We start from the raw sequence: 21,577 nt of genomic DNA, 5'->3' as shown, positions 1-21,577 counted from the left end.
GGTAACCGGCACGGGTCATCACCCCGCCACCGGCCGGTTCACCCCGACCCCGTCTGAAAGGATTGCGGTATGACGTCGAACCCCCCGCCCCCGCACGGGCCAGGACCCGAGGAATCCCACGGCGGGCCCGGCTCCGCGGGCCGGCCCCAGGACCCGTACGGCCCGCCCCCCGGCTCGGGCGGATACGGCGGCCAGGGCGGGTACGGCCCTCCGGGTGGTCCGGGCGGGCCCGGCGGGTACGGCGGGCCCGGTGGGTACGGCGGACCGGGCGGGTACAGCGGACCCTACGGCGCTCCGCCGCTCCCACCGCGCAACGGCTTCGGCATCACGGCACTGGTGCTCGGCATCATCGCCGCGCTGCTGTTCTGGACGGTCCTCGGCGGACTGCTGCTCGGGCTGCTCGCCGTGATCTTCGGCATCCTGCACGTGCGGCGCAAGAACCGTGGCGAGGCGACGAGCCCGGCCCTCGGCATCGTCGGCCTCGTGCTCGGCGGCCTGGCCCTGATCGGCTCGACACTCGCCCTCGCGGTGGGCATCGCGTTCTGGAACACCGAGGAGTTCGGTACCTACCGGGAGTGCCTGGAGGACGCGGGCACCGACCGAGCGAAGATCGCGGAGTGCGACCGGGAGTTCGAGGAGGACCTCAACCGCTGACGGGGGTGGCCGAGGGCCGCGGCACCGGCCGGGCGTCGCGCACCATGCGCAGGTAGCGCTCCCAGTCCCAGTGCGGACCGGGGTCGGTGTGGTCGGCACCCGGCACCTCGTTGTGCCCCACGATGTGCTCGCGGTCCCTGGGTATGGAGTAGCGGTCGCATATGTCGGCGGTCAGCCGTGCGGAGGCGCGGTACATGCCGTCCGTGAAGTCCTCGGGGCGGTCGACGAAGCCCTCGTGCTCGATGCCGACGCTGCGTTCGTTGTAACTCCGGTTGCCCGCGTGGTAGGCGACGTCCAGCTCACGCACCATCTGCGCGACCCGGCCGTCGGAGGTGCGCACGACGTAGTGCGTGGCCGCCCCGTGGCCCGCGTCCTGGAAGACCCGCAGCGCCGTGGCGTAGCTGCCCTGGATGACGTGGATCACCACCCGGTCGATGGTGAAGTCGTGCGGGCGGCTGGCCAGCCGCCAGTTGGCGCCCGACGCCGCGACCCAGCGGGCCTCGGGGAAGTCCACCTCGCCCTCGATGCGCGGCGCGACGTTGCCCGGGATGCGGTACCACAGGCCGCGCAGGTCCTCCCGCAGGCCGTAGCCGACGCCGCCGAGCACCGCGGCCGTCCCGCCGCCGACGAGCAGCGTCCGTCTGCTGACACCCCGGCGGCCCCGACTCCGGCCGCCGCCGGCCGGGCTCGTCCCGCGCTCCGCCGCCATGGCTCCCCCTGGTATCGCTCGCGCCAGCCCGCCCACCGCTCCGGGCGGCGCTGTCGTCCTTCCGAAGCCATAACGCCGTGGGGCTCCGCACGGTTCCGGGCCGCGCCCCGCTCCGGCGGGACCGTACCCTGGGAGGCGCTATGACTGACTCCACCGCTGACCTCCCCACCGCTCCCGGCCCGCACCGTCGGCTGCGGGTGCTCGCCGCCATGTCCGGCGGTGTGGACTCCGCCGTGGCCGCCGCCCGCGCGGTGGAGGCGGGCCACGACGTGACGGGAGTGCACCTGGCCCTCTCGGCGAACCCCCAGTCCTTCCGCACCGGAGCCCGGGGCTGCTGCACTCTGGAGGACTCCCGGGACGCGCGGCGCGCCGCCGACGTCATCGGCATCCCCTTCTACGTGTGGGACCTGGCCGACCGGTTCCGCGCGGACGTGGTGGACGACTTCGTCGCCGAGTACCAGGCCGGGCGCACCCCGAACCCGTGCCTGCGCTGCAACGAGAAGATCAAGTTCGCGGCCCTGCTCGACAAGGCGCTGGCCCTGGGCTTCGACGCCGTGTGCACCGGGCACTACGCGACGGTGGTGACGCGGCCGGACGGCGGCCGGGAGCTGCACCGGGCGAGCGACGCCGCCAAGGACCAGTCCTACGTGCTCGGCGTGCTGGACGAGCGGCAGCTGGCGCACGCCATGTTCCCGCTCGGCGACACCCGGGCCACGAAGGAGGAGATCCGGGCCGAGGCCGAGCGTCGGGATCTGGCCGTGGCCAAGAAGCCGGACAGCCACGACATCTGCTTCATCGCCGACGGCGACACCCAGGGCTTCCTCGCCCGCCGGCTGGGGACGACCGAGGGCGACATCGTCGACGAGGACGGGGAGCGGCTCGGCACGCACACCGGCGCGTACGGCTACACGGTCGGGCAGCGCAAGGGCCTGCGGCTGGGCCGCCCGGCGCCGGACGGCAAGCCCCGCTATGTCCTGGACATCTCCCCGGTGACGAACACGGTCACCGTCGGCCCGGCCGAGGCGCTGGACGTCACCGCGCTCACCGCGATCCGGCCGCGCTGGTGCGGCACCCCGCCCGCCGGGCCCGGGTCCTACACCGCGCAGCTGCGGGCGCACGGGGACGAGACGCCGGTGACGGCCGAGCTGGCCGACGGGGAGCTGCGGGTCGCCTTCGCCTCCCCGGTCCGCGGGGTGGCCCCGGGCCAGGCGGTGGTGCTGTACGACGGCACGCGCGTCGTCGGCTCGGCGACGATCGCCACGACGACCCGGGCCGCCCGGGTCGTCGGCTGAACCCCGCTTCCCCCGCCGCCGTTCCCCCGGAGCCCCGTGATCCCCGGGGGAACGGCGCCGTCAGTCCTCGGGAAGCTGGAGGTCCGCGGTGTCCGGGCGGTGGTCGGGGAGCCGGGTGTGGGCGACCGCCTCCCGGTGCAGCCGCAGGAACTCCAGGTGACGCTCGTACTGGTCGAGGATGTCACCGAGGAGCTGCTCCCGGCTGTAGCCCATCACGTCGTAGCCCTGGCTGCCGTCGGCGAGGTGCACCTCGAAGCGCACGTAGGTGTCGTGCTCGCCGATCGTCCTGGTGGCGAAGGCAGGCGTGGGTCGCTCGATGGGCCAGAGCTGGTACACGAACTCCTCCGTGCGGCCCATCGGCGCCCGCAGCTCCAGGGCCGGGAGCCCGTTCTCCTCGTCGGGGATCTCGCTGACGGTGGCCTCCTCGCCCTGGTCCCGCAGCTCACCCGCGACCTCGTGGAACGCCGGGCGGCAGACCTCGTCGACGAACCGCAGGGCCGCGCGCCGACTGGGGAAGCTCATGGCGCGGGCGAGCCGCAGCCGCCAGTTGCGCTCCGCCGCCGGCCCGGTGCTCGACGTCCGGCCGGACAGGGAGGACGGCAGGGTGGTGGTCAGCGCGTCCTCCCGCATCCGTTCGACCCGTAGCGCCTTGTAGAGGCCCGCGATGATCAGGAACATCACCAGGGAGAACGGCAGGCCCATGATGATGGTGGCGTTCGTCAGCGCGTCCACGCCGTCGACGATCAGCATGGCGAGCGTGAGCAGGCCGATGGTGCCCGCCCAGAAGACCCGCAGCCACGGCGGGGAGTCGGTGATCGGGCTCGGCAGGTGGGAGCTGAGGTTGCCCAGCACGAGCGAACCCGAGTCGGCCGAGGTGACGTAGAGGAACAGCCCCACCAGGGTCGCGAGACCCGCGCTGAACCACACACCGGGGTACTGGTCCAGCAGCCCGTAGAAGCCCTGCTCGGGGAGGTTCATGGCCGTCTCGCCGAACGCGGTGTTGCCGCCGCGCACGATGAACAGCGCGCTGTTGCCGAAGATGGACAGGAAGGTGAGCGTGAAGAAGAACGGGATCACCAGCGTGGCGGCGACGAACTGCCGGATGGAGCGGCCTCGCGAGATCCGGGCGAGGAACATCCCGACGAAGGGCGCCCAGGCCACCCACCAGGCCCAGAAGAACAGCGTCCAGGCGTTGAGCCAGTCGGTGGGCTGGTCGTAGGCGAAGGTGTTGAGCGTCATCGACGGGAAGCGGCTGACGTAGTCACCGATGTTCAGGACGAGGGCGTTGAGCAGCCGGGTCGGGCTCTCGGCGATCAGCACGTAGAGCATCAGGCCGATGGCGAGCACCACGTTGAGCTCGGACAGCCGGCGGATGCCCCGGTCCACGCCCGCGACGGCGGAGACCGTGGTGAGGACGACGGCGACCGCGATGAGGGCGATCTGCGCGGCGAGCCCCTCGGGGACGTCGAAGAGGAAGTTGAGCCCGTAGTTGAGCTGGACGACGCCGATGCCCAGCGAGACCGAGATGCCGAAGACGGTACCGAGGACGGCCGCGAGGTCGACGCCGTCACCGATCTTGCCGTGGATGCGCCGGCCGATGATCGGGTACAGGGCCGAGCGGATCGCCAGCGGCAGCCGGTAGCGGAAGGAGAAGTAGCCGAGCGCCATGCCCATGAGGGCGTACATCGCCCAGCCGGTGATGCCGTAGTGGAACAGCGTCCACACCACCGCCTGCCGGGCCGCCTCGACGGTCTCGGGATCGCCCTCGGGTGGGGCCAGGTAGTGGCTGACCGGCCCGGCGACGGAGAAGAACATCAGGTCGATGCCGATGCCCGCGGCGAAGAGCATGGCCGCCCAGGCGAACAGCCCGTAGTCCGGACGGGAGTGCTGCGGGCCCAGCTTGATGCGCCCGTACCGTGACATGGCGATGAACACCACGAAGAGCAGGTACAGGGTCGCGGCGACGAAGTAGTACCAGCCCAGTCCGTCGGAGACCCAGCCGACGACGTGGCCGATCGCCTCCTCGGCTCCCTCCGGCGTGATGATCGCCCAGATCGACACCGCGAGGATCAGCGTGGCGGAACCGGCGAAGACGAGGGTCTTCACCTGGTGGGGCGGTGGAGTGACCGCCGTGGCGCCGCTGGTGGGTTCGGTCACGGACGTCAGTCCTCCTGTGCGCGGTGGCGGTAGAACGGTGCGTCGGACGGCGGTAGCGGGGTGTTGCCGAGGATCAGGTCAGCGGCCTTCTCGGCGAGCATCATCACGGGCGCGTAGATGTTGCCGTTCGTCAGGTAGGGCATGGCCGAGGCGTCGACCACCCGCAGCCCCTCGACCCCGTGGACGCGCATGGAGGTCGGGTCCACGACGGACATCTCGTCAACGCCCATCCGGGCGGTGCAGGACGGGTGGTAGGCCGTCTCCGCGTCGCGGGCGACCCACTCCAGGACGGACTCGTCGTCGGAGACCTCGGGGCCGGGGGAGATCTCGCCCGCGTCGTACTCGGCGAAGGCGGGCTGCTTCAGGATGTCCCGGGCCACCCGGATCGCCTCCACCCACTCCTTGCGGTCGTTGGGCGTGGAGAGGTAGTTGAACCGCAGCGCCGGGTGCTCGTCGGGGTGCCCCGACTTGATCTTCACCGAGCCGCGCACGTCGGAGTACATCGGGCCGATGTGCACCTGATAGCCGTGCTCGGCGTCCACCGGAGTGCCGTCGTAGCGCACCGCGATGGGCAGGAAGTGGAACATCAGGTTGGGATACTCCACCTCGTCGTTGCCGCGCACGAAGCCGCCGGCCTCGAAGTGGTTGGTGGCCGCGGGCCCGGTGTGGGACGTCATCCAGCGCAGCCCGACGCCGGGCCGGTTACGCCATTTGATGAGCGGATTGAAGGAGACGGGCTGCTTGGCCGCGTGCTGGACGTAGACCTCCAGATGGTCCTGGAGGTTCTCCCCGACGCCGGGCAGTTCGTGCACCATCTCCACGCCCACCCGGGTCAGCTCGTCCGGATTTCCGATGCCGGAGAGCTGCAGGAGCTGCGGGGTGTTGATGGCGCCGCCGCACAGGATCACCTCGCCGCCGTACACCTCGCGGCGGTCCCGTCCGAAACGGCGGTAGGCGACGCCCACCGCCCGCTTTCCCTGGAAGAGCACCCTGTCGGCCTGGGAGAAGCACTGCACGGTGAGGTTGCGCCGCTTCATGACGGGGTGCAGATACGCCTGGGCGGCCGACCACCGGCGGCCGTCCTTGATATTGCGGTCGAAGCGGGCGAAGCCCTCCTGCTTGTAGCCGTTGACGTCCGAGGTCAGCGAGTGGCCGGCCTGCTGCGCCGCCTCCAGGAAGGCGGAGAACAACGGGTTGGCGGCCTCCCCGCGCTCCAGCCACAGGGGCCCGCCCTGCCCCCGCCACTCGTCGGCCCCGGCCGCGCAGTGCTCCATCCGCTTGAAATAGGGCAGGCAGTGGGCGTAGTCCCAGGTCTCCATTCCCGGGTCGGAGGCCCAGCGTTCCAGGTCCATCGGATTGCCGCGCTGGAAAATCATCCCATTGATGGAACTCGATCCGCCAAGCAGCTTACCCCGGCCATGGCTGACCCGACGGCCGTTCATATACGGCTCCGGCTCGGATTCGTAGCACCAGTCATAGAGCGGATTTCCGATGATCATCGTGAGTGCGGCGGGCATATGGGTGAGGACATCCCACTTGTAGTCCGGACGCCCGGCTTCCAGCACCAGAACACGGTGGGCCGGGTCGGCGCTCAGACGATTCGCCAGCGCGCATCCCGCGGAGCCGCCGCCGACAATGATGTAGTCGTACTCTGCCTGACCCATGCCGCTCCCTGGGCTATTCGTTGCACTCCACTGCGCTACGCGCCTAACGTAATGCGTAGCGAATTCCAACGCACAACGGTAAGGCCGCATTCGGCGCAACCGGGAAAGGACTTCCCACGTCCAGTCTGTATATCGACGGAGAGTGGGTGGCGGCTGCCGGTGGCGCCACGCGCGAGGTCATCAACCCCTACGACCAGTCCGTGGTCCGCACCGTGGACGAGGGCGGCCCGGCCGACGCGCGGGCCGCCGTCGCCGCGGCGCGCGCCGCGTTCGACGGCGGCGAGTGGCCCTCCTGGGCGCCCCGGGAACGCGCCGCGCTGCTCCGCCGGATGGCCGAGTACCTCCAGCGGGACAAGGCGGAGATCGCCCGGCTGGAGACGCTCGACACCGGCAAGACGCTGGTGGAGAGCGGCATCGACGTCGACGACGTCACCCGCGTCTTCGAGTACTACGCCGGGCAGGCCGAGGCGGACGCCGGCCGGGTGGTGGACGCGGGCGACCCGCGCGTGCGCAGCCGGGTCGTGTACGAGCCGGTCGGCGTCTGCGCCCTCATCGCCCCCTGGAACTACCCGCTGCTACAGGCCTCCTGGAAGGTGGCCCCGGCGCTGGCGGCGGGCAACACCATGGTCGTCAAGCCCAGCGAGATCACCCCGCTGTCCACCATCAAGATGGTGGAGCTGCTGGCGGAGGCGGGCGCCCCGCGCGGCGTCGTCAACCTGGTGCTCGGCGACGGCGCGGCCACCGGCGCACCGCTCGTGGAGAGCCCGGAGGTCGATCTCGTGTCCTTCACCGGCGGGCTCGAGACCGGGCGCCGGATCATGCGCTCGGCCGCGGACACCGTCAAGGACGTCGCACTGGAGCTCGGCGGCAAGAACCCCAACATCGTCTTCGCCGACGCCGACTTCGACACGGCGATCGACTACGCGCTGATGGCGGTGTTCTTCCACGCTGGGCAGGTGTGCTCGGCCGGCACCCGGCTCATCGTCGAGGAGTCGCTGCACGAGGAGTTCGTCGCCCATCTGGTGGAGCGCACCGAGCGCATCCGGCTGGGCAACGGCATGGACGAGGCCACCGAGAGCGGGCCTTTGGTCTCGGCCGCGCACCTGGCCAAGGTGGAGGCGTACGTGGAGCTGGGCCGCAAGGAGGGGGCCCGGCTCGTCGCGGGCGGCTCCCGCCCGCAGGACCCGGAGCTGCAGGGCGGCTTCTTCTTCCGGCCCACGGTGTTCGACGACTGTAGCCGGGACATGCGCATCGTCCAGGAGGAGACCTTCGGGCCGATCCTGACGGTGGAGCGGTTCACCGACGAGGCGACGGCCGTCGAGCTCGGCAACCACACCGAGTACGGACTGGCCGGGGCCGTGTGGACGGGGGACGCCGGCCGGGCCGAGCGGGTGGCGCGCAAGCTGCGGCACGGCACGGTCTGGATCAACGACTTCGGACCGTATCTGCCGCAGGCCGAGTGGGGCGGGTTCAAGCGCTCCGGCATCGGCCGGGAGCTCGGCCACGACGGGCTCGCCGAGTACCGGCAGGCCAAGCACATCTACGAGAACACCGCGCCGGAGCCGCAACGCTGGTTCGCCCGGTGACCCCGGTGCGCGAGGGCGCGGGGCCCGTCGCCGCCCCGCGCCCTCGCGCACACGCCTCCGGGGCGGGAAGGGCTCTCCCGCTGGCGGCCCGACAGCGCAAGAATGCCGCCATGTCGTATCTGAGTCCGTCGGAGTTCGCCGTCAAGATGATCGACGCCGGCGAGTCCAAAGTGTTCATGTCCACCCGCGACACCGTCATCCGCGCCTTCATGGCCGGTGCCATCCTGGCGCTGGCTGCGGCGTTCGCGATCACCGTCACCGTGCAGACGGGCGAGCCGCTGGTCGGGGCGCTGCTGTTCCCGGTCGGGTTCTGCATGCTCTACCTGCTCGGCTTCGACCTGCTGACCGGCGTGTTCACCCTGGTACCGCTCGCCCTGATCGACCGTCGGCCCGGCGTCACCGCGCGCTCGGTGCTGCGCAACTGGACGCTCGTCTTCTTCGGCAACTTCGCCGGGGCGTTCACCGTCGCCGTGATGATGGCGGTGATCTTCACCTACGCCTTCACCACGGATCCCAGCGAGGTCGCCCAGAAGATCGCCGTCATCGGCGAGGGCCGTACCGTCGGCTACGCCGACCACGGGGCCGCCGGCATGCTGACCCTCTTCATACGCGGTGTGCTGTGCAACTGGATGGTCTCCACCGGCGTCGTCGCCGCGATGATGTCCGACTCGGTCTCCGGGAAGGTCATCGGCATGTGGATGCCGATCCTGGTCTTCTTCTACATGGGGTTCGAACACTCGATCGTCAACATGTTCCTCTTCCCCTCCGGCCTGATGCTCGGGGGCGAGTTCTCCCTCTCCGACTACCTGCTCTGGAACGAGATCCCCACCGTCGTCGGCAACCTGGTCGGCGGCCTCACCTTCGTCGGCCTCACCCTCTACGCGACCCACGCCCGCACCGGGACGCAGCGCGGCCGTCCGCCGGCCCCGCGGCCCGCGGAGGCGGTACAGGACGAGGAGAAGCCCGCGGACGCTCCCGTGTCCTGACCCCGCGGACGACGGAAGGCGGCTCTTCCCGGGCGGAGCGGGCCGCCTTCGCGCGTTCCCGGGACGCCACCCGCGTTCCCGGGACGCCACCCGCGCGGGCCCCGGGCGTCAGAGCCGGACGCGGGCGAGCTGGCGGGACTGGGCGACGAGCCGGTCCGCGCTGTCCCAGACCTCGGCGTCCTCCTCCAGGAAGCCGCCGGCCAGGTTGCGGGTGGTGAGCGCGATCCGCACCGGCCCGGGGGCCGGGCGGCAGCGGACGTGGACCGTCAGCTCCACGGTCGGCACCCAGCCCGTCAGACCGAGCTCGAAGGCGGTGGGCGGCAGGGCGTCGACCGCCAGGAGCAGGGCGAGCGGGTCGAGGTCGCGGCCGTCGGCCAGGGCGAACCAGGCCCGTATCTCCCCGCGCCCGCTCGGGGCGCCGACGGCCCAGCCCACCGTGGCCGGGTCCAGCCGCAGGTCGAGTCGGCCGGCGATGGGGGGCGCGGTGGCCGGGTCGTAGTTCGGGTCGTCCTGGGCGCCCAGGCACTTCCCGAGGGGCGGCATCGGGGGCGGCTCGGCGGTGGTGCGCACGTCGTCGGGCAGCGCGGCCAGGTCGCCGTAGGAGGCCAGCACCCGGAGGCGCTCGACCTCGGTGCCTTCCTCGTCCCGCTGGACGAGGGAGGCCGAGCCCGCGGCGAGCGTGCGCCCGGCCTGGGCCCGGTCGGTGCGGATGACGGCGGGGCCGGGCTGGGTGGCGGTGAGGTAGTGGGCGGTGATCGTGAACGGGTCGGGGTACGGGAGGGCGTCCGCGAGGGCCCGGCCCATGACGGCCAGGAGGTAGCCGCCGTTGACCGCTCCCCCGATGGACCAGCCCGCGGAGAGGTCCACGGCGTACTGTCCGGGCTCCTGCCGCTCCACCCGGGTGTCACGGTCGAACTCGCTGTTTCCGATCGTGGCGGGCGTGGCGTGGGGAACCGGCCCGTCCTGCAGTGCCTGGGTCATGGCATGCACAGTACATCGACCTTATTACTTTTCAGTAAGTTAAGGGGTGGGATCATCGGGTCATGCTCCACGTGCTCTACCTCGTCGGCGTCGCCGCCTTTGCCGCCAGCGGAGTCCTCGCGGCTCACCGCGCCAACATGGACCCGTTCGGCGGTCTCGTCCTCGCCTTCGCCGCCGGCGTCTCCGGCGGCACCCTGCGCGACCTCATCCTCGACCGCGACCCCCTGTACTGGACGCAGGACTGGGTGCTGCTCACCGTCATCGCCTCCGTCGGGGTGAGCACCATGGTCTACCTGCGCTTCCGCAGGCTGCCGCACCGCGCGCTGCTGCTCGTGGACGCCGTCGGGCTCGCCGTCGTCACGGTGATCGGCGCCCGTGCGGCCCTGGAGGCCGAGGTGACCCCGCTGGCCGTGCTGATCCTGGCGGTGATGACCGGCGTCACCGGCGAGGTCGTCCGGGACATCCTGTGCGGCGAGCTGCCGCCGCTGCTGCTGCGCGAGGAGGTCTACGCGACGGCCGCCTTCGCCGGAGCTCTGTGCTACCTCGTACTCCACTGGCTGGAGGTCGCCCAGACCCCGGCGACCATCGCCTCCGCCGGCGTCGTCTTCGCCCTGCGCATAGCCGCCATGTACTTCGGCCTCAGCCTGCCCCGCTCGCGCTCCCACGAACAACAGGAGGCCGGCTGAGCGGCACCCCCGCGTGTGCGTCGCCGGCCCGCGTAAGGCCCGTCGCGCCGTTCCCCGCACCCTTGCGGGGCGCGGGGAACGGCGGTGATCAGGCCGGGGCCTCCGCCGGGGCCTTCCGTTCACCGGCGGGCGTGATCGTGCCGTCGGCGATCTCGGCGGCGTAGTGACAGGCCACCCGGTGGCCGTCGCCGACGTCCGTCAGCGCGGGCCGGTCCGTGGCGCACAGCTTCTCCTGCTTCCACGGGCAGCGGGTGTGGAACCGGCAGCCGGTCGGCGGGTTGGCCGGGGAGGGCAGGTCGCCGGTGAGAAGGATGCGCTCGCGGGCGTCCTCCACCTCCGGGTCGGGCACCGGCACGGCCGACATCAGCGCCCGGGTGTAGGGGTGGCGCGGCTGGGCGTACAGCAGGTCGCTGGGCGCCTCCTCCACCAGCGAGCCCAGGTACATGACGCCGATGACGTCGGAGATGTGCCGCACCACCGCCAGGTCGTGGGCGATGACGAGGTACGTCAGGCCCATCGACTCCTGGAGCTCCTCCAGCAGGTTGAGCACCTGCGCCTGGATGGACACGTCCAGCGCGGAGACCGGCTCGTCGCAGATGATGACGTCCGGCTCCAGCACCAGCGCGCGGGCGATGCCGATGCGCTGCCGCTGACCGCCGGAGAACTCGTGCGGGTAGCGGGAGAGCGAGTTGGCCGGGAGCCCCACCCTGGCCAGGATGTCGAGGATGCGCTCGCGGCGCTCCTCGGCACCCGCGCCGATACCGTGCGCGGCCATGCCCTCGGCGAGGATGGACTCGATGTTCTGCCGCGGGTTGAGGCTGCCCAGCGGGTCCTGGAAGACCATCTGGAGCCGCTGCCGCCGCTGCCGCATCTCCTCGTTCGGGAGCTGGGCGAGGTCCGTGCCGTCGAAGACGACACCGCCCGAGGTGATGTCCACCAGCCGGAGCACGGCGCGGCCGAGCGTCGTCTTCCCGCAGCCCGACTCGCCCACCAGGCCGTAGGTCTGCCCGGCTTCCACGCTCAGGGACACCCCGTCGACGGCGTAGACGTGGCCGACGGTCCGGTCGAAGAAGAGGCCCTTCTTGACCGGGAAGTGCACCTTGACGTCGTCGAGTTCGAGCAGGCTCATGATCCGGCCTCCGTCTTCTCCAGGTCGGACTTCTGCGCACCGGACCGCTGCGTGCCCGGCTTCTTCAGGCCGGGCTGCTCCGGATCGGCCGCCTCCCGGCCGGGGACGCCCTCCCGCGCGACCGGGTTCACGCACCGGGCCTGGTGGCCGGGCGTGAACGGCTCGCGCAGCTCCGGCGTACCGCTCAGGCACTCCAGGGTGTAGTGGTCGCAGCGCGGGGCGAAGGCACAGCCGTCGGCCCAGTCGATGCGGTCGTTGATGGAGCCGCGGATGGGCTTGAGCGGCTCCCCGCGCGGGGCGTCCAGCCGGGGGATGGAGCCGAGCAGGCCGTGCGCGTAGGGGTGGGTCGGCGCGTCGAAGAGCGGGCGTCGCTCGGCCGACTCGACGACCTTGCCCGCGTAGAGCACATTGACCTGGTCGCACAGCCCGGCGACGACACCCAGGTCGTGGGTGATCATCAGCAGGGCGGTGCCCTCCTCGTCCACCAGCTCCTTGAGCAGCTCCAGGATCTGCGCCTGGATGGTGACGTCGAGCGCGGTGGTCGGCTCGTCCGCGATGAGCAGCTTGGGCGCGCAGGCCACGGCCATGGCGATGAGCGCGCGCTGCCGCATACCGCCGGAGAGCTGGTGCGGATACTCCCTGAGCCGCCGGTTCGGGTCGGGGATGCCGACCCGGTCGAGCAGGTGGGCGGCCTCCTTGCGGGCGGCCTCCCCTTTCATCCCCCGGTGCCGCTGCAGGATCTCCGTCACCTGGACGCCGATGGGGACGACCGGGTTCAGGGAGGACAGCGGGTCCTGGAAGATCATGGCGAGCCGGGAGCCACGCATGTCCCGCATGCGTGCCTTGGACAGCTTCAGCAGGTCGGTGCCGTCGTACTCGGCCCGGCCGCCGATCCGCACACCGCGGCCGGGCAGCAGGCCCATGAGAGCCAGCGAGGTGACGGACTTGCCGCAGCCCGACTCCCCGACGAGACCCACGACCTGGCCCTGGTCGACGTCGAAGGAGACGCCGTCCACGGCCCGGACGTCGCGGCTGCCGCGCCCGCTGAAGGTGATGGTCAGTTCGTCCACGGAAAGCAACGGCATGTCATCAGCTCCGCAGTTTCGGGTCGAGGGCCTCGCGCATCGCCTCGCCCAGCAGGGTGAAGCCGAGGGCGGTGATGATGATGCCGAGCGCCGGGTACACGGCCAGCATCGGCGCGGCGTCGAGGTAGTCCTGGGCCTGGGCGAGCATGACGCCCCACTCCGGCTGGGAGGCGTCGGGGTTGCCGAGCCCCAGGAAGGACAGGGCCGCGGCCTCGATGATGGCGGTGGCCAGGCTCAGCGTCGCCTGCACGATGACGGGGCTGAGCGAGTTGGGCAGGACGTGGCCGAGGGCGATGCGCCGTTTGCGCACCCCGAGCGACTGGGCCGCCAGCACGTAGTCGGAGCCGCCCTGGGCCAGCATCGCGCCGCGCAGCAGCCGGGCGAAGATGGGGATCTGCACCACACCCACCGCGATCATGACGGCCAGCAGCGACTGGCCCATCACGGCGGCGATGGACACGGCCAGCAGCAGCGAGGGCAGCGCGAGCATCATGTCGATGAAGCGCATGACCACGGTGTCGATGCGCTTGCCGACGGCGCCGCCGAGGGTGAGGGCAGCGCCGGAGGCGCCGCCGATGAGGGCGCCGACGGAGAGGCCGAGCAGGGTGGCGACGATGCCGACGAGCAGGGTCTGCCGCGCGCCCACCAGCATCCGGGAGAGTTCGTCCCGGGCGAGATGGTCGAGCCCCAGCCAGTTCTCGCCGCGCGGGCCCACGAAGACGTTGCGGTTGGTGAAGACCTCGCCGCGCCAGAGCTGCGCGGTCGGGTCATAGGGCGCGATCCACGGGCCGATGACGGCCAGGACCAGGAACACGCTGATGACGGCGGCGCCGATGAGCGCCATCTTGCTGCGCCGCAGCCGGCGCATGGCCTCGACCCACAGGCTCTGCCCCGTGGTGGTCTCGCTGCTCGCGGTGAGCTCCGCGAGCCGGTCGATCTTGTCGGTCTTGGTGCTCATCAGTGCACCCGCACTCTCGGGTCGATGAGGCTGTACGCCAGATCGACCAGCAGGTTGATGATGACGTAGGCCAGGGCGATGAACATGATGAAGCCGACGAGCACGGGGTAGTCGCGCTGGTCGATGCCCGTCTTGATGAAGGAGCCGATGCCGCCGAAGGCGAACACCGACTCGGTGAGCACGGCCCCGGAGAGCAGGCCACCCGTCAGCAGCCCGATCGCGGTGACGACGGGAAGCAGGGCGTTGCGCATGACGTGCCGGCCGCGGACCACGCTCTGCTTGAGGCCCTTGGACTCGGCGGTGCGGACGTAGTCCTCGCCCAGCACCTCCAGCACGCTGGCCCGCGTCATGCGGGTGATGATCGCCAGCGGGATGGAGGCGAGCGCCAGGGCGGGCAGCACGAGGTGCCGCAGGGCGTCCCAGGAGGCGTCGAACTCACCGGTGAGCAGGCCGTCGAGGACGTAGAAACCGGTGACCTCGGTGGCGTCGATGCCGGTGGTCTGGCGGCCGTAGCTCGGGAACCAGCCCAGCTCGACGGCGAAGACCGCCTTGAGGATGTAGGCGAGGAAGAACACCGGGATGCAGATGCCGACCAGGGAGCCGGAGACGGCGGTGACGTCCAGCCAGCCGCCGCGCCGCCGGGCGGCGAAGTAGCCGAGGGGGATGCCCACCGCGACGGCGATCACCATGGCCGTGATGCCCAGTTCCACGGTGGCGGGGAAGGCGCGGGTGAACTCGTCCCACACCGGCTGTCCGGTCTGGGTCGAGGTACCGAGGTCGAGCTGGCCGAGCCGCTCCAGGAAGCGCCAGTACTGCACCCACAAGGGCTGGTCGAGGCCGAGCGCCTTCTCGATCTGGGCCTTGTCGGCCGCCGTGGCTCTCTCGCCGAGGATGGCGGCGGCCGGTCCGCCCGGCAGCAGGCGGACCCAGGCGAAGAGGAGGACCGACAGGCCCAACAGGGTGGGTATGAGCTGCAGCAGTCTGCGTACGACGAGACGCAACACCCCGCACTACCCCCTTTCTTGGGGTTCGAACTAGGGCTTGAGACGTGGTCCGCCCGGCCACGGGATGTGGTGGCCGGGCGGACCGCACGTGCTGGTGTGCTTACTTGAAGCTGACCTCGGCGAAGTTCTCCTGGGTCAGCGGGGAGGTCGTCGGCGGGTTCACGGTCTTGGCGAAGGCGATCGACGGGGGCGAGGACGAGATCGGCACGCCCGGGATGTACTCCATGATCGCCTCGTTGGCCTTCTTGTAGAGCTCGACGCGCTTGGCGACGTCGGGCTCCGACCCGGCGGTCTTCACCGCGTCGAAGATGGCCGGCTCACGGAAGCCCCACTGCTCGTCGAAGCCGTTGAACCAGGTGCCGATGAAGTTGAAACCATCGTTGAAGTCACCGGTCCAGCCGAGGATGTGCAGGGCGCAGGAGCCCTTCTCGGTGGCGTCCAGGTAGTCCGGGGCCCACGTCATGGGCTTCGGGTTGACCGTGATGCCGGCCTTCTCCAGGTCGGCCTTCATCAGCTCGAACATGTCGGCCGGGGCCGGCATGTACGGGCGGGTGACCTCGGTCGGGTAGCAGAAGTCGATCGTCAGATCCGACTCGCCCGCGTCCGCCAGCAGCTTCTTGGCCTTGTCGGTGCTGTGCTCGTAGGTCGCGACGTTCTCCGAGTAGCCGTCCACCGTCTTCGGCATGAACTGGGTGGCGGCGACACCGCCCTCGGGGAGCTGGGTGTTGACGATGTTCTCCCGGTCGATGGCGTGGGTGATCGCCTGCCGGACGTCCTTCTTCTTCAGGGCGTCGTTCCCACCCTGCGACATCCCGAGGTAGAAGATGTTGAAGACGCCGCGGACCGGGACCTGGAAGCCCTTCTCCTCAAGACCGGAGACGTCCGAGGGCGCGACCAGGTCGTAGCCGTGGATGCCCTCGGCCTCCAGCGCCTGACGGCGGGCGTTCTCCTCGGAGATCGTGCGGAAGACGAGCTTCTCGACACCGGCCTTCTCGCCCCAGTACGCGTCGAAGCGCTCCAGGGTGACTTCCTTGTTGCCCTTGTCCCACTCCTTGATGCGGAACGGGCCGGTGCCGGCGACGGTGCCGGCCTCCTGGCTGTACTTCGGGTACTTGATGGCGTCACCCTCGCCGCTGGCGGCCTCCTTCTCGTAGGCCTCGATGGCCTTCGGCGAGTGGATGGCCAGCGCCTGGAGGGAGAAGCCGCCCGGCAGGTTGGCGGAGGCCTCGTGCACCGAGATGACGGCGGTGAGCTCGTCCTTGGCGGTGCAGCCCTTGTAGTTGGGCTCGGCGGTGTCCTCGCTCTCGTTCTTCGCGAAGCCGCCCATGATGGTCTGCCAGTAGTAGGAGACCGCCTTGTTCTGGTACGTACCGGTCCAGTTGAACCAGTGGTCGTAGTTGGCGCAGACGGCCTCGGCCGTCAGCTTCTCGCCGTCGTGGAACTCGACGCCGTCGCGGAGGTTGAACGTCCACTCGGTGCCGGCGTCGTTGCTCTCCCACGACTCCGCCAGGCCGCCGACCAGCTTGGAACCGCCCGGCTCGTGCTCGATCAGCGCCTCGAAGGCCTGCCGGGTGACGCGGAACGTCTCACCGTCGCTGGCCAGTGCCGGGTCCAGGGACGAGGGGTCGCCCGGGGCGCCGAAGACGAACGTTCCGCCGCCCTCGCCGTTGCCGCCGTCGTCGTCACGCTCGCTGGCACATCCGGCCGTTATCAGTCCGACCGCTAGGGTGGCCGCGATCGCCTTGACGACCCTGGATCTGGTTTTACGCATCGTCCACCTCAGGGGTCTGGTGGTGCAACAGATTCTGGTCGCCCGCACATTACTGTGCATCCATAGAGGTGTGAACCGTCCGCATGCCGGTGATACCGAGCTGAGACCAGCCGCTCGGGGGCGGGGCGCGGCAGCGTATGGGGCGATACGCCGCACCATGTCGACAGCCGCTCGAAAGGCGCCCCACGGGCGCAAATGCGTACAGGCCCAGCGACTTGTCAGCGGGCGTGCGGGTAGCCGTACCCGCGGGCGGGAGCACCCGCCGACACCGCGGCGTCCCGGTCGAAGAACGGGCGGGAGTTGGCGTGCAGCCACATCGCCACGGGCTCGTGCGCGTCGGACATGGTGACGACGGAGACGGGCAGCCCGGGCGGCAGCGCGCCGGCGGCCTGACGGACCACCGCGAGCCCGGTGTGCGCGGCGCCGGGGCCCGGCTCGTACACGTCGACGCCGATGACCAGGAAGGCCGCGCCGACCGCGGGGCGGACCCAGGCACGGCGCAGGCTGCGCACGGCGGGGGTGCGCTGCGCGTGGTGGGTGAGCTGGGCGTAGAACTGCGGGGCCCGCACGGTGGGCTCGCTGATGTGGAGCGGCCCCGCGGCCAGCCGGTCCAGCCCGCCGGCGATGCGGCGCAGGTCCGGCCAGGGGACGCCGAGCCCGCCGCCGGGGCCGTGCGGGTCGAGCCACAGACCGATGCGGTGCGGGTAGAGGGCCGCGGCGACGTCCCGCCCGGTGGCCGAGGTGTGGCCGCGGGCCCAGCCGCTGGCGTGCAGCTCCTGAGGTGAGGTCACAGAGGGGACGTAGGGGTGGCCCGCCACGTCCATGCGCGCGTAGTGCGCTTCCGGGTCGTCCGCCGCGCCGTCCCACAGCAGCGGCCACACCGGGGCGTCGGCCAGGGCGTGCAGCAGTGCCTCGTAGCGGTCGTACCTGTCGTCCCGGCCGGGCGACACCTGGCGCAGCAGCTCCCTGACGCTCTCACCCGCGCTCACGTCCGCCGCCCTTCTCCGCTCTCGTCCGTGCTCCGGGCACCGGCGAGCGCCCCCTTGAGGTATCCAATCACCTTACGAGCCCGAGGTGGCAGGTCCGGGACTACTCAGCCGCGCCGCGCCACGCACCCACCCCGGCGGGGCCGCCCGTACTCAGGCCGACGGGGCAGTCTACTCAGGGGCGCGTGAGTAGAAGGGCCGCACGCACTCGCGGAGCCAGCCCACGACCGGGTCCTGCGGGGCCGCGTCGAGGAAGACGAGCTGCACGGGCCAGCGGACCGCATGCACGCCCAGGACCCTGGCCACGGCGTCGTGGGTGGCCTGCCGGGCTTCGGGTTCCAGCAGGTCCAGCTCGACGCCGACGAACAGCGCGGGCGGGTCGCCCTCGGCGCTGGCGAGCCCGCGGCGCGCGCCGCGGATCTGGGGCAGGGCGGCGAACTCCGCGGCGACGGCGGAGAGGAAGTCGACCGGATCGTCCTGCCAGTCCGGCTCGAAGAGGCGTACCCGGGCGCCGCTCGGCGTGCCGGGGACGCGTTCGGCCCCGCCTTCGCGGCACAGCAGCGCCACGGCCTCGGGCGGCAGAGGGGCGCCGACGACGCCCTCGGGGTTGATCGCGACGCCGACGTGCGGGGGCAGACCGCGGGCGAACTCCCGGGCGGGGACGACGGCGAAGCTCATCGGCACCCGCACACACTGGTGGAACTGCTGCTCGGAGCTGTAGACGGGGACGTAGACCGCGCCGCCGTCCAGCTCGATCGTCGGCAGGTCCACGTCACGGCTGTCCGGGCCGCCGCCCTCCGGCAGCGGCACCCACAGGCTGCTGCGCCCCAGGACCTCCATCAGCCGGGCCCCGGCTCCGGGGCTGCCCACGGCGGCCGCGAGCGTCTCCTCCAGCTCGTTGCCGGGCCAGCCGCCGCCGTGCCCGGGCCCGGAGTGCGGGGGTGGCGCTGGTGCGTGCGGCGTCCCCGGCCGGGGCTGCCCTGACTGCGGCGGAACGGTCATGGCTGCACCTTACTGTCGTCGTTCCGCGGCCCCGGCGGCAGGCGGGTGATCTTCGGCCCCGGGCGCGCGCCCGGCCACCGGGGCTCCCCGGTGCCCCGGTGCCCCGAGTCAGTCGCGGGGGCCGTGCAGGACGTCGGTGTAGGAGCGGTCGACGATGAGCGCCGTGTCGCAGGCCGCGGGGAGGCGGCCCGCCTCCAGCTCGGCCAGCAGCCTGCCCGTGGCACGCCGGTGCCGGGCGAAGGCGTAGGGGGAGACCGTCCGGCCGCGTTCGGCCTGTCCGTTCAGCGCGGTGCCGGGCGGCACGTCCAGGACGATCAGGTGCAGCCGCACGCCGCGCCGCCGGGCGTCGCGGGCGAGCCAGCGCCGTACCCAGGGGAGGTTCCCACAGTCGTGGACGACCACCCCGGATCCGCCGGCGAGCGCGCGCCGCAGCCGCCGGTAGTGGTCGATCCGCACCGCGGGGCGGTAGAGGGCGTACGGCAGCCAGCGCGGCACACGGCGCTCCCACAGCTCGCGGACCTCCTGCGAGTCCACGGCGACGGCGTCCTCGGAGCGCGCGGTCAGGGCGCGGATGAGGGTGGACTTGCCGCTGCCGGGCACCCCGGAGACGACCACCCGGTCGCCGCCGGGGAACGTCACGGGGAGGGCGCGGGCCGGGGCCCGCAGATCCCGGACTCTGGCGGGGACGCGCCCACGCGGGGGCACGGCAGGCTGCCGCGGTACCCCGACCACGGCGGGGCAGGGCTGCGCTGGGCCGAACCTGGGTTCGTTCCGGATCATGCCGCTTCTCCCTCCCGGGGCCCCACGCGCTCGGCGCGGCGCTCCTGTGCGGCCCTTCCTGTACAGCCTTCCCTGGGCAGCATCCCCTATGATGACCGCCCGCCACGCTGCGGTTCCCTCCGGCTACGGTGCGACGCGAACGCGGGCCTGTTCCCGCGGGCCTCACGGGTGGCTGGTTCGCGCGCGATTTCGCGTGCAATGATGTGCCCGCGAACTTCATACCGGCCGTTCGAGCACGCGCGGGAGAGTCTCCGCATTCTGGTCACCGGGGCACCGGTCACCAGATGGGGGGCGCCGAAGGAGCAAGTCCTCCCTTGAATCTCTCAGGCCCCGATACCGCGCGAGCGAGGCAGATCTGAAAAGCGGGCGGGTTCCGGATCTCCGGGCCGTCCCACCGAAGGTGCAAGCCGTGGCCCGAATGGGTCTGCGGCGAACCTCTCAGGTTCCGATGACAGATGGGGAGGACGTGTCCGCCCTGCCTGGGAGCCCTGAATGTCTGACGCCCTGCCTGAGAACGCCCAGCCCCGACGAACCGCCCTCGACGCCGTCCACCGCGCGCTGGGGGCGACGATGACCGACTTCGCCGGCTGGGACATGCCGCTGCGCTACGGCAGCGAGCGTGACGAGCACCACGCCGTCCGCACCCGCGCCGGCCTCTTCGACCTCTCCCACATGGGCGAGATCACCGTCAGCGGCCCGCAGGCCGGTGAACTGCTGGACCACGCCCTCGTCGGCTTCCTCTCGGCGCTGAAGCCGGGCCGCGCCCGCTACACCATGATCTGCGACGAGAACGGCGGCATTCTGGACGACCTGATCGTCTACCGGCTGGCCGAGGACACCTTCATGGTGGTGGCCAACGCCTCGAACGCCCAGGTGGTGCTGGACGCGCTCACCGAGCGGCAGGCCGGATTCGACGCCGCCGTGCGAGACGACCGGGACGCCTACGCGCTGCTGGCCGTGCAGGGTCCGAAGGCCCACGGCATCCTCGCCTCGCTCACCGACGCCGACCTGGAGGGCCTGAAGTACTACGCCGGGCTCCCCGGGACCGTCGCCGGGGTGTCCGCTCTCATCGCCCGCACCGGTTACACCGGCGAGGACGGCTTCGAGCTGTTCGTCGCCCCCGAGGACGCGGAGAAGCTGTGGCAGGCCCTGCTGGGGGCCGGGGAGGGCGAGGGCCTGGTGCCCTGCGGCCTGTCCTGCCGCGACACCCTGCGCCTGGAGGCGGGCATGCCGCTGTACGGGAACGAGCTGACCCGCGCCACCACGCCGTTCGACGCCGGTCAGGGCCGGGTGGTCAAGTTCGAGAAGACGACGAACGAGGGCCGCTTCGTCGGCCGTGAGGCCCTGGAGGCCGCCGCTTCGAGGGCCGCCGCCGCCCCGCCGCGGGTGCTGGTCGGGCTGGTGGCCGAGGGCCGCCGCGTGCCCCGCACGGGCTTCACCGTGGTCGCCGCCGACGGCACGCCGATCGGCGAGGTCACCTCCGGCGCCCCCTCCCCCACCCTGGGCAAGCCGATTGCCATGGCCTACGTGGACGCCGCGCACGCGGCGCCCGGCACGACGGGCGTGGCCGTCGACATCCGCGGCAAGCACGAGCCGTACACCGTCGTGGCGCTGCCCTTCTACAAGCGGGAACGCTGAGCGTCACACCGCTCGCCGCTCACCGCTTTCCCTCTTCCCCTTCGCCCGTGTCACCTTTCCCCTGTGGCACCCGCCCCACCAGCATCCGGGAGAATCCACACCATGACCAACAACCCTGAGCAGCTCCGTTACAGCAAGGAGCACGAGTGGCTGTCGGCCGCCGAGGACGGCGTCGCCACGGTGGGCATCACCGAGCACGCGTCCAGCGCCCTCGGTGACGTCGTCTACGTCGACCTGCCCGAGGTGGGTGACACCGTGACCGCCGGCGAGACCTGCGGTGAGCTGGAGTCCACGAAGTCGGTCAGCGACCTGTACTCGCCGGTCAGCGGCGAGGTCGTGGAGGCCAACCAGGACGTCGTGGACGACCCGAGCCTCGTCAACAGCGCCCCCTTCGAGGGCGGCTGGCTCTTCAAGGTGCGCGTCACCGGCGAGCAGGACGACCTGCTCTCGGCGGACGAGTACACCGCCTACACCGCCGGCTGATCCCCTCCCGACCCGGACGGACACAT

19 protein-coding genes and 1 riboswitch are annotated in these 21,577 nt (G+C 71.5%); of the genes, 7 read left to right on the top strand and 12 right to left on the bottom strand.

Annotated features, from left to right (window positions below; translation table 11 throughout):
* Positions 1-69 precede the first annotated feature (69 nt).
* Complete coding sequence (locus HPT28_RS14555; protein WP_219091493.1) at positions 70-654, top strand: hypothetical protein; 585 nt, start codon at positions 70-72, stop codon at positions 652-654.
* On the opposite strand, the gene HPT28_RS14550 is transcribed toward HPT28_RS14555, so the two are convergent.
* Entirely contained in the window at positions 644-1,363 is a 720-nt protein-coding gene (locus HPT28_RS14550) for an N-acetylmuramoyl-L-alanine amidase (protein ID WP_219091492.1), read from the bottom strand. The two genes, HPT28_RS14555 and HPT28_RS14550, sit on opposite strands and share 11 nt — an antisense overlap.
* 140 nt (positions 1,364-1,503) lie before the next feature.
* On the opposite strand from HPT28_RS14550, the gene mnmA reads away from it, so the two are divergent.
* Complete coding sequence (mnmA, locus tag HPT28_RS14545) at positions 1,504-2,655, top strand: tRNA 2-thiouridine(34) synthase MnmA (RefSeq protein ID WP_219091491.1); 1,152 nt, start codon at positions 1,504-1,506, stop codon at positions 2,653-2,655.
* A gap of 60 nt (positions 2,656-2,715) precedes the next feature.
* On the opposite strand, the gene betT is transcribed toward mnmA, so the two are convergent.
* Positions 2,716-4,812: a choline BCCT transporter BetT gene (gene betT, locus HPT28_RS14540; RefSeq protein WP_219091490.1), complete on the bottom strand. Its 2,097-nt coding sequence runs from the start codon at positions 4,810-4,812 to the stop codon at positions 2,716-2,718.
* A 5-nt stretch (positions 4,813-4,817) separates the two neighbouring features.
* Positions 4,818-6,476 (bottom strand): choline dehydrogenase, encoded by a 1,659-nt coding sequence (betA, locus tag HPT28_RS14535; protein ID WP_219091489.1) that lies wholly within the window; start codon positions 6,474-6,476, stop codon positions 4,818-4,820.
* Between the two features lie 146 nt (positions 6,477-6,622).
* Between betA and HPT28_RS14530 the strand changes: the two genes are divergently transcribed.
* Entirely contained in the window at positions 6,623-8,062 is a 1,440-nt protein-coding gene (locus HPT28_RS14530; RefSeq protein ID WP_308119233.1) for an aldehyde dehydrogenase family protein, read from the top strand.
* A gap of 110 nt (positions 8,063-8,172) precedes the next feature.
* Positions 8,173-9,048: a formate/nitrite transporter family protein gene (locus tag HPT28_RS14525; protein WP_219091488.1), complete on the top strand. Its 876-nt coding sequence runs from the start codon at positions 8,173-8,175 to the stop codon at positions 9,046-9,048.
* 108 nt (positions 9,049-9,156) lie between these two features.
* On the opposite strand, the gene HPT28_RS14520 is transcribed toward HPT28_RS14525, so the two are convergent.
* Positions 9,157-10,029, bottom strand: coding sequence for a thioesterase family protein (locus tag HPT28_RS14520; protein ID WP_219091487.1), 873 nt, complete (start codon positions 10,027-10,029; stop codon positions 9,157-9,159).
* A 62-nt stretch (positions 10,030-10,091) separates the two neighbouring features.
* Here HPT28_RS14520 and HPT28_RS14515 point away from each other — a divergent pair, with 62 nt between their 5' ends.
* Positions 10,092-10,715 (top strand): trimeric intracellular cation channel family protein, encoded by a 624-nt coding sequence (locus HPT28_RS14515; protein WP_219091486.1) that lies wholly within the window; start codon positions 10,092-10,094, stop codon positions 10,713-10,715.
* Positions 10,716-10,803: 88 nt separating this feature from the next.
* Here the strand turns inward: HPT28_RS14515 and HPT28_RS14510 are convergent, their stop codons facing one another.
* The 8 genes from HPT28_RS14510 to HPT28_RS14475 form a co-directional block, all read right to left on the bottom strand.
* Positions 10,804-11,844, bottom strand: coding sequence for an ABC transporter ATP-binding protein (locus HPT28_RS14510; RefSeq protein ID WP_219091485.1), 1,041 nt, complete (start codon positions 11,842-11,844; stop codon positions 10,804-10,806).
* The gene (locus HPT28_RS14505) at positions 11,841-12,929 is read right to left on the bottom strand and encodes an ABC transporter ATP-binding protein (protein ID WP_219091484.1); all 1,089 of its coding nucleotides are present in this window, start codon (positions 12,927-12,929) and stop codon (positions 11,841-11,843) included. The genes HPT28_RS14510 and HPT28_RS14505 overlap by 4 nt, the downstream gene beginning before the upstream one ends.
* A 4-nt stretch (positions 12,930-12,933) precedes the next feature.
* On the bottom strand, positions 12,934-13,887 hold the full coding sequence (locus HPT28_RS14500; RefSeq protein WP_219091483.1) for an ABC transporter permease: 954 nt from the start codon (positions 13,885-13,887) through the stop codon (positions 12,934-12,936).
* On the bottom strand, positions 13,887-14,891 hold the full coding sequence (locus HPT28_RS14495; protein WP_219091482.1) for an ABC transporter permease: 1,005 nt from the start codon (positions 14,889-14,891) through the stop codon (positions 13,887-13,889). Before HPT28_RS14495 ends, HPT28_RS14500 begins: the two co-directional genes overlap by 1 nt.
* A gap of 100 nt (positions 14,892-14,991) precedes the next feature.
* Positions 14,992-16,662: an ABC transporter substrate-binding protein gene (locus HPT28_RS14490; protein ID WP_219091481.1), complete on the bottom strand. Its 1,671-nt coding sequence runs from the start codon at positions 16,660-16,662 to the stop codon at positions 14,992-14,994.
* Between the two features lie 218 nt (positions 16,663-16,880).
* The gene (locus HPT28_RS14485; RefSeq protein WP_219091480.1) at positions 16,881-17,651 is read right to left on the bottom strand and encodes an enhanced serine sensitivity protein SseB C-terminal domain-containing protein; all 771 of its coding nucleotides are present in this window, start codon (positions 17,649-17,651) and stop codon (positions 16,881-16,883) included.
* A 168-nt stretch (positions 17,652-17,819) separates the two neighbouring features.
* The gene (locus HPT28_RS14480; RefSeq protein WP_219091479.1) at positions 17,820-18,650 is read right to left on the bottom strand and encodes an enhanced serine sensitivity protein SseB; all 831 of its coding nucleotides are present in this window, start codon (positions 18,648-18,650) and stop codon (positions 17,820-17,822) included.
* Positions 18,651-18,758: 108 nt separating this feature from the next.
* Positions 18,759-19,430: an AAA family ATPase gene (locus HPT28_RS14475; RefSeq protein ID WP_219091478.1), complete on the bottom strand. Its 672-nt coding sequence runs from the start codon at positions 19,428-19,430 to the stop codon at positions 18,759-18,761.
* A 230-nt stretch (positions 19,431-19,660) separates the two neighbouring features.
* Positions 19,661-19,779: riboswitch (glycine riboswitch) on the top strand.
* A gap of 143 nt (positions 19,780-19,922) precedes the next feature.
* Here HPT28_RS14475 and gcvT point away from each other — a divergent pair.
* A complete protein-coding gene (gene gcvT / locus HPT28_RS14470; protein WP_219091477.1) occupies positions 19,923-21,068 on the top strand; it encodes a glycine cleavage system aminomethyltransferase GcvT in 1,146 nt (381 codons plus the stop codon).
* A gap of 102 nt (positions 21,069-21,170) precedes the next feature.
* The gene (gcvH, locus tag HPT28_RS14465) at positions 21,171-21,551 is read left to right on the top strand and encodes a glycine cleavage system protein GcvH (protein WP_219091476.1); all 381 of its coding nucleotides are present in this window, start codon (positions 21,171-21,173) and stop codon (positions 21,549-21,551) included.
* Positions 21,552-21,577: the final 26 nt, after the last annotated feature.

Source organism: Streptomyces sp. JJ38, from assembly GCF_019303475.1.
GTDB lineage: Bacteria > Actinomycetota > Actinomycetes > Streptomycetales > Streptomycetaceae > Streptomyces.
This window is presented reverse-complemented; position numbering and strand designations above follow the sequence as displayed.